Below are 11,518 nucleotides of genomic sequence, written 5' to 3' on the forward strand. Positions count from 1 at the left end.
GGCGTGGACGGAGGCGGCCTGCGAGGCCGTCGGACCGGACGCGCTGTGCCTGTCCGTGCCCGCCCCGGAGCGCGCCGAGCTCGCTGCGCTGCTGCGCGAACTGCCCTCGACCGGGCGCCCGTTCACCGGCGTCCTGTCCCTCCTCGCGCTCGGCCGTGAGACCGACCCGGCCGCCGCGGCCCTCGCCCTCCTGCAGGCGCTGCGCGACGCGGACCTCACCGCGCCGCTGTGGTGCCTGACGCGCGGCGCGGTCGCCGTGGCCCGTACCGAATCGCCGGCCGCGCCCGAGCAGGCCGCCGTGTGGGGCCTGGGTCGGGTCGCCGCGCTGGAGCACCCCCAGCAGTGGGGAGGCCTCGTCGACCTGCCCGAGGAGCCGGACCGGTCCGCGGTGCGCCGCCTGGCCGCCGTGCTCGCCGGCGCGGACGGTGAGGACCAGATCGCGATCCGATCCGCCGCCGTCCACGCCCGCCGCCTGGTCCCGGCCCCGGCCGGCGCTCCGGACGCGGGCTGGACGCCGGGGCGGACCCCCGGCACCGTGCTGATCACCGGCGGCACCGGCGGCCGGGGCGCCGCCGTGGCCCGGCAGCTCGCCGCCACGGGCGCGAGCCACCTGCTGCTGGCGAGCCGCCGCGGGCCCAACGCCCCCGGCGCCGCCGACCTCGCCGAGGAGCTGAGCGGCCTGGGCGCCGTCGTGACGATCGCGTCGTGCGACGTCGCCGACCGCGACGCCCTCGCCGCCCTGCTGGCCGAGATACCCGCCGACTCCCCGCTCACCGCCGTCGTCCACGCGGCGGGCACGGTCGACGACGGCGTCCTCGACGACCTGACGCCCGAGCGCCTCGCCGCAGTCCACCGGGTCCGCGCCGGGGCCGCCCTCCACCTGGACGAGCTGACCCGCGGCCTCGACCTGACGGCCTTCGTGCTCTGCTCCTCCGTCGCGGGCGCCGTCGGCACCCCCGGCCGCGCCACCCTCGCCGCCCCGGCCGCCGTCCTGGACGCGCTCGCCCAGCGCCGCCGTGCCGACGGCCTGCCCGCCACCTCCGTCGCCTGGGGCGCCTGGATCGGCGCCGAGTACACCAGCCCCGACTCGGGCGCTCCGGCCGAGGACGACGGACGCATCCAGCGCGCCGCCGTCCCCGCCCTGCACCCCGACCTCGCCCTGGCCGCGCTGCGTCAGGCCGTCACCCGCCCGGCCTCCGCGCTCGTGCTGCTGGACCTGACGCAGCCGCAGGTCCTGGAGAGCCTCGTCGGCCTGCGCGGCAACCCGCTGCTGCGCGACCTCCCAGCGGCCCGGCCCGCCCTGGAGGCCGCCGCCGCGGCCCGCCGCGACTACGCGACCGCCGCCTCCGAGCTCACCGGCCGCCTGCGCGCCCTCACCCCGACCGAGCGCACCGTCCTGCTCACCGACCTCGTCCGCACCCACGTCGCCGCCGTGCTCGGCTACGCCGACCGCTCCGCGGTCGCCGCGGACCGCAAGTTCCGCGACCTCGGCTTCGACTCGCTGACGGCCGTCGAGCTGCCCGCCCGGCTCGGCGCGGCCACCGGCCTCAAGCTCCCCGCCACCTCCGTCTACGACTACCCGACCGCCCAGGCCCTCGCCGAGCACCTCCTGGCCGAGCTCCTCGACACCCCGGCAGACCCGCTGCTGCCCGCCGTGCGGGCCGCGGCCGACGACGGCGAGCCGATCGCGATCGTCGGCATGGCCTGCCGCCTGCCCGGCGGCGTCACCTCGCCCGACGAGTTGTGGCGCCTGGTCTCCGAGGGCGGCGACGGCATCGCCGGCTTCCCGGAGGACCGCGGCTGGGACCTGCGGACCCTGCTCGTCGGCGACCGCGACGGCCGCGGCCGCAGCGCCACCCTGGAAGGCGGCTTCATCGACGCCGTCGCCGACTTCGACGCCTCCTTCTTCGGTATCTCGCCGCGCGAGGCCCTCGCGATGGACCCGCAGCAGCGGCTGCTGCTGGAGACGTCCTGGGAGGCCCTGGAGCGTGCCGGGGTCGACCCGCAGAAGCTCGGCGGAAGCCGCACCGGTGTCTTCGTCGGCACCAACGGCCTCGACTACGCGACGCTCATGATGAACTCGCGCGAGGACATCGGCGGCCACGCCGGCACCGGCCTCGCGTCGAGCGTGCTGTCCGGCCGCATCTCCTACACGCTCGGCCTGGAGGGCCCGGCCGTCACGGTCGACACCGCGTGCTCCTCCTCGCTCGTCGCCCTGCACTGGGCCGCCCAGGCGCTGCGCAACGGCGAGTGCGGACTCGCGCTCGCGGGCGGCGTGACGGTGATGACCACACCGGTGAGCTTCGCCGGCTTCACCGTCCAGAACGGCCTCGCCGCCGACGGCCGCTGCAAGGCCTACTCGGACGCCGCCGACGGCACCAACTGGTCCGAGGGCGTCGGCATGCTGGTCCTGGAGCGGCTGTCGGACGCCCGCCGCAACGGGCACCCCGTGCTGGCGGTCGTGCGCGGCAGCGCCGTCAACCAGGACGGCGCCTCGAACGGCATCACCGCCCCGAACGGCCCCTCGCAGCAGCGCGTCATCCGCCAGGCGCTCGCGAGCGCGGGACTGTCGGCCGCCGAGGTCGACGCCGTCGAGGGCCACGGCACCGGCACCGCCCTGGGCGACCCGATCGAGGCGCAGGCGCTCCTCGCCACCTACGGGAGGAACCGCGAACGGCCGCTGCTGCTCGGCTCGCTGAAGTCCAACATCGGTCACACCCAGGCCGCCGCCGGCGTCGCCGGGGTGATCAAGACCGTGCTCGCCATGCGGCACGGCGTGCTGCCGAAGTCCCTGCACATCGACCGGCCGTCCACCGTCGTCGACTGGACGGCGGGCTCGATCGACCTGCTCACCGAGGCCCGGCCGTGGCCCGAGGTCGGCCGTCCCTGGCGGGCCGGGGTCTCCTCGTTCGGGATCAGCGGCACCAACGCGCACGTGATCCTCGAACAGGCCCCCGCGGTGACCGAGCGCACCGAGGACCAGCGGGTGCTGCCCGCCGTCGTCCCGTGGGTGCTCTCCGGCCGCTCCGAGGACGCGCTGGAGACCCACCTCGCCCGCGCCTCCGCCCTCGAACTCTCCCCGTTGGACATCGGCTTCTCGCTCGCCACCGGACGGTCCGCCTTCGAGCACCGGGCCGTGCTGCTCGCCTGCAGCGAGGGGCTGACCGAGGTCGCTCGCGGCGTCGCGGCGGACCGCTCGACGGCCTTCCTGTTCTCCGGCCAGGGCTCGCAGCGCCTCGGCATGGGCCGGGAACTGTACGCGCGCTTCCCGGTGTTCGCGGACGCCTTCGACGCGGTGAGCGCGGTGCTGGACGAGCACCTGGACCAGCCGATGCGCGCGGTCGTCTGGGGCGAGGACGCGGAGCTGCTGAACCGGACGCAGTACGCCCAGGCCGGGTTGTTCGCCGTCGAGGTGGCGCTGTACCGGCTCGTCGAATCCCTGGGCGTGCGCCCGGAGTTCGTCGCGGGGCACTCGATCGGCGAGATCGCCGCGGCGCACGTCGCCGGGGTGTTCTCGCTCGGTGACGCGTGCGCCCTGGTGGCGGCGCGCGGCCGGCTGATGCAGGCGCTGCCGGAGGGCGGCGCGATGCTGGCGGTGCGGGCGGCGGAGGACGAAGTCCTTCCTCTGCTCGGTGAGTTCGTGTCGATCGCCGCCGTCAACGGCCCGACCTCCGTCGTCGTCTCCGGGACGGAGGAGGCCGTCGCGGCGATCGAGGCGCACTTCGCCGACCGCAGGACGTCCCGCCTGCGGGTGTCCCACGCCTTCCACTCGCCGCTGATGGACCCGATGCTGGCGGACTTCCGCACCGTCCTCAACGGCCTGTCCTACAGCGCCCCTTCGATCCCGCTGGTCTCCAACCTGACCGGCGCCCTGGGCGCGGACCTCACCAGCCCGGACTACTGGGTGCGCCACGTCCGGGAGGCCGTCCGCTTCGCCGACGGCGTCCGTACCCTCCACGAGGCCGGAGCCACCGCCTTCCTCGAACTCGGCCCCGACGGCGTCCTCACCGCCCTCGTCGAACAGAGCCTCGGCGACGACGCGGCCGACTGCGTCCGCGCCGCCGCCCTGCGCAAGGACCGCGCCGACGAGCGCACCCTGCTCACCGCCCTCGCCGCGCTCCACGCGGCCGGCGTCCCGGTCGCCTGGGCGGCTCTGTTCGACGGCACCGGCGCCCGCCGGGTCGACCTGCCCACCTACGCCTTCGACCACCGCCGCTACTGGCCGCGCCCGGCCGCCCTCTCCGGCGACGTCGCCTCCGTCGGCCTCGTCCCGGCCGACCACCCGTTGCTCGGCGCCGCCGTCCCGCTGGCCGACGACACGGACGGCGTGCTCTTCACCAGCCGCCTCGCCCTGCGCGTCCACCCGTGGATCCTCGACCACCGGATCGGCGGTCGGCCGGCCTTCCCCGCCGCCGCCTTCGTCGAACTGGCCGTCCGGGCCGGCGACCAGGTCGGCTGCGGCCGGATCGCGGACCTCACGCTCGGCGACCCGCTGCCGCTCGCCGAGGACGACGAACCCGTCGTGCAGGTGCGCGTCGGCACGCCCGACGAGACCGGCGCCCGCCCGGTGGCCTGCTACGCCCGACCCGGCGACGCCGCCCCCGACGAGCCGTGGACGCGCTGCGCCACCGGCACCCTCGTGCCCCAGGACACCGACCTGCCGGACCACGCCCAGGCGGTCTGGCCGCCGGCGGGCGCGCTCGCCGTCGACCTGGACGGCTTCTACCGTGAGCCCGGGCGCGGCCCGGCGTTCCGGGGACTGCGCGCCGCCTGGCTGCGCGGCGAGGAGGTGTTCGCGGAGGTCGAGCTGGCCGGCGAACCCGGTGAGGACGCCCGCTACTTTGGCCTCCACCCGGCCCTGCTCGACGCCGCCCTGCACGCCGCGGTGCTGATCGGCGTCGGCACCGAGGAGCAGCTGCCGCAGCCCCAGGCCTGGCAGGGCGTGGCCTTGCACGCCGGGGGAGCGGCGGCCCTGCGGGTGCGCGTGGCCCGGCTCGGGGAGGACACGGTGTCCGTCACCGCCACCGACCCGGCGGGCGGCGCGGTGCTGACGGTCGGTTCGGTCGCCCTGCGCGCCCCGCAGGCCGCCGCTGCCGCCGCCCGCACCGGCCGCGACCCGCTGTTCCGGATCGAGTGGGCCCCCGCCCCCGCCACGCCGCCCGCCGCCACGGCGCCGAGCTGCACGGCCCTCGGCCGGGACGCCTACGGGACGGGCTCCTCGGCCGCGACCCTCGCGGACCTCGGCCGTCCGGTGCCCGACCTCGTCCTGGTCGCCCTGGACGGCCCGGCCGGCGACGTCCCCGAGGCCGTCCACGCACACACCACGCGCGTGCTCGCCCTCGTCCAGGACTGGCTGGCCGACGACCGCGCCGCCGCCTCCCGGCTGGTGTTCGTGACCCGGGGCGCTGTCCGTGCCGCCGACGGCGAGACCGTCCGCGATCTGCCCGGCGGCGCCGCCTGGGGCCTGGTCCGCTCGGCGAACTCCGAGCACCCCGGCCGCTTCGGCCTGCTCGATGTCGAACGCACGGAGGACGTGGCCGCGGTCCTGCCGCTGCTGCCCGGCCTGCTGGCGGACGGCGAGGCCCAGTTCGCCGTCCGCGGCGGCGCCCTGCGGGTGGGCCGACTGGCCCGACTCGCGGACGCGGCGGGGCTGCTGCCCCCGGCCGGCACGCCGTGGGTCCTGGAGGGCACGCCTGCCGACGACATGGCCCTCGTGCCCTGCCCCGAGGCGGCCGGGCCGCCCGCGGCCGGACAGGTCGCCGTAGCCGTCCGGGCCGCCGCGGTTCATGGCGGCGGCACCGGCGCGGCCGGCGTGGTGACGGCGGTCGGTGACGACGTGCCGGACCTTCGCCCGGGCGACGAGGTCTTCGGCGTGCTGCCCGCCGGGCCGAAGGCGGTCGCCGACCGGCGCCTGCTGGCCCGGCTGCCCGAGGGCTGGTCCTTCGAGGGCGCCGCCGTCCTGGCCGCCGACTTCGTCCCCGCCCGGCAGGCCCTCGGCCGCTCGGCCCTCCGGGCCGGCCGGACCGTCCACGTGCACGCCACCGCCACCGGACCGGCCACCGCAGCCGTCGAGCTCGCGCTGCGACTGGGCGTCGACGTCTCCGCCACGGCCCCCGACGGGCTGCGCGCCGCCCTGCTCGGCCACGGCCTGCCGCCCGAGCGGCTCGTCGGGCGCGCGGCGGCGGGGACCGACCTCGTCCTCGACGACGACGTCTTCGCCCAGCTGCCCGCGCCGGACGCAGACGGGACCGCGGCGATCCTCGCGGAGCTCGTCGCCCTGGCCGGACGCGGCGAGCTCACCGCGCCGCCGGTCGCCGCGCGCGACATCCGTGCCGCCCGCACCGCGCTCACCGCCGGGGAGCCCGCCGCCCGGACCGTTCTCACGATGCCCGCGGAGTGGAACCCCGACGGCACCGTGCTGATCACCGGCGGCACCGGCGCCCTCGGCCGCCACCTCTCCCGCCGCCTCGCCGTCAACGGCACCCGCCACCTGCTGCTCACCAGCCGCCGCGGACCGGACGCGCCCGGCGCCGCCGAGCTCCTCGCCGACCTGGCGGCGCTCGGCGCCGAGGCCCGCGTCGTCGCCTGCGACACCGCCGACCGCGCCGCCACCGAGGCCCTGCTCGCCGGCATCCCGGCCGAACACCCGCTCACCGCCGTCATCCACACGGCCGGTGTGCTGGACGACGGCATCGTCACGGCGCTCACCCCCGAGCGGTTGTCCGCCGTCCTGCGGCCCAAGGTCGACGCCGTCTGGCAGCTCCACGACCTCACCCGGCACCTGGACCTCGCCGCCTTCGCCGTCTTCTCGTCCATCGCGGGCGTCATGGGCAGCCCCGGCCAGGGCAACTACGCCGCGGCCAACGCCTTCCTCGACACCCTGGTCGACCACCGCAGGTCGCTCGGCCTGGCCGGCACCTCGCTCGCCTGGGGCCCGTGGGCGCAGGAGGCGGGCATGACCAGCGAGCTCAGCGAGACCGACATGCGGCGCATGCAGTCCGGCGGCATCCCGCCGCTCTCGGTCGAACAGGGCCTCGCCCTGTTCGAGGCCGCCCTCGGGTCCGCCGAACCGCTCGTCATTCCGATGGGCCTGGCCGCCGGGGGCATGCGCCCCCAGGGCGATGTGCCGCCGCTGTTCCGCGGACTCGTCCGCGCCGCCCGGCGCACCGCCTCGGGCGGCGGCGCGAGCGGCGCCGACGCGGCCGCCGACTTCACCCGGCAGTTGCTCGACCTCAACGAGCGCGACCGCATGCGCCACCTCGTCGACACCGTGCGCGCCGAAGCCGCCGCCGTCCTCGGCCACCCCTCCCCGGAGGCCGTCGACGCCGAACGCGACTTCTACGAGCTCGGGTTCGACTCGCTCACCGCCGTCGAGCTGCGCAACCGGATCGCCGCCGTCACCGGCCTGCGGATGCCCGCCACCGTCGTGTTCGACAGCCGCTCGCCCGTCGAGCTCGCCACCTGGATCCGCAGCGAACTCGCCAACCAGCGCACCGAGGACGGCGAGGGCGGGGCCGTCCTCGTGCCCGGCGGCGAACCCGAACTCGACTCCCTGGAGCGGCTGTTCACCGACGCCCTGGCCAACGGCAAGGTGCCCGAGGCCCAGCGCATGCTCGCGACCGTCGCGGCCCTGCGCCCCACCTTCGAGGCGACCGCCGAACTGGAGGACCTGCCCTGGGCGACCCGCCTCGCCGAGGGACCGCGTCCGACCCGGCTGATCTGCGTCAGCGCGCCCACCGCCAATGCGGGCGTGCACCAGTACTCCCGGCTCGCCGCCCACTTCCGCGGCGAGCGCGAGGTGTCGGCGCTCCCGCTGGTCGGCTTCGCCACCGGCGAGCGGCTGCCCGCCACCCCCGAGGTCGCCACCCGGGTGATCGCCGAGAGCGCCCTGCGCGCCAGCGACGGCCACCCGTTCGTCCTCGCCGGCCACTCCTCCGGCGGCTCCTTCGCCTACGCCGCGGCCGGCCTGCTGGAGCACACGTGGGGCATCCGCCCGGCGGGCGTCGTCCTCTTCGACACGCTGAGCTTCCAGCACAACGCGGACGAGGGCACCGACTACACCGGCATGATGCGGCTCAACTTCACCGGCGCCGACTCGCCGGTGCGGCTGACCAACTCCCGGCTGTCCGCCATGGGCCGTTGGATGGTCCTGCTCAATCGCCTGGAGGTCCACCACACCACGGCCCCCGTCCTGCTGGTCACCTGTGACCGCGCCCTGACGGGCGTCGACGAGGCGCCCATCGAGCAGCGCGCCCAGACCGAGCCGCTCGTGCCGGGCGCCCGGGTGGTCGGTGTCGACGCCGACCACCTGTCGATGATCCGCGAGGACTCGGCCCTCACCGCCGAGATCGTGGAGGAGTGGCTGCGCGGCCAGGAGTAGCCGCGGGCCGGACGGGCGTGCCGGGCACCTCCGGGTGCGGGGCACGCCCGTCCGTGCTTCGCGCTCTAGGGAAAACCGGGGCCGTCCGTGGCCAGACTGGGCGGGCGACGGGTCGGACCCGACGCCAGGAGTTCGCGCGCGGCGCCGGACCGGGCGTCCGGCAGGGCCCTTCCCGACGGCGTTCCCTGGCAGCCCCCCCGGAGAGGTTGACGTCCCGATGTCGAACGAAGACAAGCTCCGCGACTACCTGAAGCGGGCGATCGCGGACCTCCACGAGACCCGCGAGCAGCTCCGCGAGGCGACCGAGCAGCACCGGGAGCCGATCGCCGTGGTCGGCATGGCCTGCCGCCTGCCGGGCGGGGTCGCCTCCCCGGAGGAACTCTGGGAGCTGGTGCGGGACGGCGTCGACGCCGTCTCCGCCTTCCCCGCCGATCGGGGCTGGGACCTGCCCGAGGGCGCCGTCACCTCCCGCGAGAGCGGATTCCTGCACGACGCGGGCGAGTTCGACGCCGGGTTCTTCGGCATCTCCCCGCGCGAGGCCCTCGCCATGGACCCCCAGCAGCGGATCCTTCTGGAGACGGCCTGGGAGGCCGTCGAACGGGCCGGCATCGATCCCGGGACGCTGACCGGCACGCCGACCGGCGTGTTCGTCGGCGCCGGGCACGGCGGTTACGACAGCGCCTCCACGGCCGGCGGCCAGGTCGCCGAGACCGCCGCCGGACACCTGCTGACCGGCAACACCGTCAGCGTCGCCTCCGGCCGCATCTCCTACGTCCTCGGCCTGGAGGGCCCGGCCATCACGGTCGACACCGCCTGCTCCTCCTCCCTCGTCGCCCTGCACCTCGCCGTGCAGTCGCTGCGCCGCGGTGAGTGCTCGCTCGCGCTCGCGGGCGGCGTGACGGTGATGTCCAGCCCGCAGATGTTCACGGAGTTCTCCCGGCAGGGCGGTCTCGCCGCCGACGGCCGGTGCAAGCCCTTCGCGGCGGCGGCCGACGGGACGGCGTGGAGCGAGGGAGCAGCGGTCCTCCTGGTCGAGCGGCTCTCCGACGCGCGGCGCCTCGGCCACCCGGTGCTCGCCGTCGTGCGCGGCTCGGCCGTCAACCAGGACGGTGCCTCGAACGGCCTGACGGCGCCCAACGGCCCGTCGCAGCAGAGGGTGATCCGGGCCGCCCTGGCCGACGCCGGTCTGACGCCCGCCGAGGTCGACGTCGTCGAGGCGCACGGCACGGGCACGCGCCTCGGTGACCCGATCGAGGCCCACGCCCTGCTCGCGACCTACGGGCAGGACCGCGAACTGCCCGTGCTCATCGGCGCGCTGAAGTCCAACACCGGCCACACCCAGGCCGCCTCCGGCGTGGCCGGGGTGATCAAGACGGTGCTCGCCATGCGGCACGGCCTGCTGCCGCGCACCCTGCACCTCGACGCCCCGACCCCGCACGTCGACTGGACCGCCGGCGCCGCCGAACTCCTCGGCGAGGCCCGGGAATGGCCTGCCAACGCGTGGCCCCGGCGGGCCGCCGTGTCCTCCTTCGGCGTGAGCGGCACCAACGCGCACGTCGTGCTGGAGGCTGCACCGGCGGAGCCCGTCGAGGACGTCGAGCCCGACGTGACGCCCGGGGCGGTGCTGCCGTGGGTGCTGTCGGCGCACGACGAGACGGCCCTGCGGGCCCAGGCCGGACGCCTGGCCACCCACCTCCGGACGCGCGGACCGCTCGACCCGGCCGACGTCGCGTACTCCCTGGCGACCGGCCGGACGGCCATGGCGCACCGGGCCGTCGTCGTCGCGGCCGACCCGGAGGAGCGACTGCTCGCCCTGGACGCCCTGGCGGGCGGGAGCGGGGGAGCGGGCGTTGTCACGGGTGTCGTCGAGAAGGGGGCGACGGCGTTCCTGTTCTCCGGGCAGGGGTCGCAACGGCAGGGCATGGGGCGGGAGTTGTACGCCCGCTTCCCGGTGTTCGCGGAGGCGTTCGACGCGGTGTGCGCGGCGACAGGGCTTCCCGTGCGCGAGGTGGTGTGGGGCGAGGACGCGGAGCTGGTGAACCGGACCGCGTACGCTCAGGCGGGTCTGTTCGCCGTCGAGGTGGCGCTCTACCGCCTCCTCGAATCGCTGGGTGTGCGACCGGAGTTCGTGGCCGGGCACTCGATCGGCGAGGTGGCCGCCGCGCACGTGGCCGGGGTGTTCTCGCTGGAGGACGCCTGCACGCTGGTCAGTGCTCGCGGCCGTCTGATGCAGGCGCTGCCGGAGGGCGGCGCGATGCTCGCCGTGCAGGCGACGGAGGACGAAGTCCTCCCGCTGCTGGATGAGTTCGTGTCGATCGCCGCCGTCAACGGCCCGACCTCCGTCGTCGTCTCCGGCACGGAGGAGGCCGTCGCGGCGATCGAGGCGCACTTCGCCGACCGCAAGACGACCCGGCTGCGCGTGTCCCACGCCTTTCACTCGCCGCTGATGGACCCGATGCTGGCGGACTTCCGCGAAGTCCTCAACGGGCTCACCTACCACGCGCCTTCGATCCCGCTGGTCTCCAACCTGACCGGCGGGCCGGCCGATGGCCTGACGTCGCCCGACTACTGGGTGCGTCACGTCCGCGAGGCCGTCCGCTTCAGCGACGGCGTCCGCACCCTCCACGAGGCCGGAGTCACCCGCTTCCTCGAACTCGGCCCCGACGGCGTGCTCACCGCCATGGCGGCCGAGTCGCTGCCCGCCGCCACTGCTCTGGCCGCCGCGCTCCGCAAGGACCGCCCCGAGGAGCCGGCCCTCCTGGCGGCCCTCGCCCGCCTGCACGTGCGCGGCGCGGGCCCGGACTGGGTGGCGGTGCTCGCCGGGTCCGGCGGCCGGCGCGTCGACCTGCCCACGTACGCCTTCCAGCGGCAGCGCTACTGGCTGCCCGAACTCCAGCGGCGCGACGCGGGCGCGCCCGCGGCCGACCCGGTCGAGGACGCGTTCTGGACGGCTGTCGATGCCGGCGACCTGCGGGAGGCGTCGGCGGTCCTCGGGATCGCGGAGGAGGCCGCCGAGGCCTCGTTGGAGAGCCTGCTGCCGGTCCTGGCCTCCTGGCGCGGGCAGCGGCGCCTGCTGGGCACGCTCGACAGCTGGACCTACGGGACCACGTGGGTGCCCGTGCGCGGCCTCACCGGCAC

Annotated in this window: 1 protein-coding gene and 1 pseudogene; both read left to right on the forward strand. The window is 76.4% G+C overall.

Annotated features, from left to right (window positions below):
* Positions 1 to 49: 49 nt before the first annotated feature.
* A pseudogene (locus ACFVWU_RS42610) lies at positions 50 to 8,380 on the forward strand (SDR family NAD(P)-dependent oxidoreductase); the annotation flags it as partial.
* 217 nt (positions 8,381 to 8,597) lie between these two features.
* Positions 8,598 to 11,518: type I polyketide synthase (locus ACFVWU_RS42615; RefSeq protein ID WP_387631609.1), on the forward strand; the 2,921-nt coding region annotated here is incomplete at its 3' end.

This window comes from Kitasatospora sp. NPDC058190, assembly GCF_042883685.1.
Lineage (GTDB): Bacteria > Actinomycetota > Actinomycetes > Streptomycetales > Streptomycetaceae > Kitasatospora.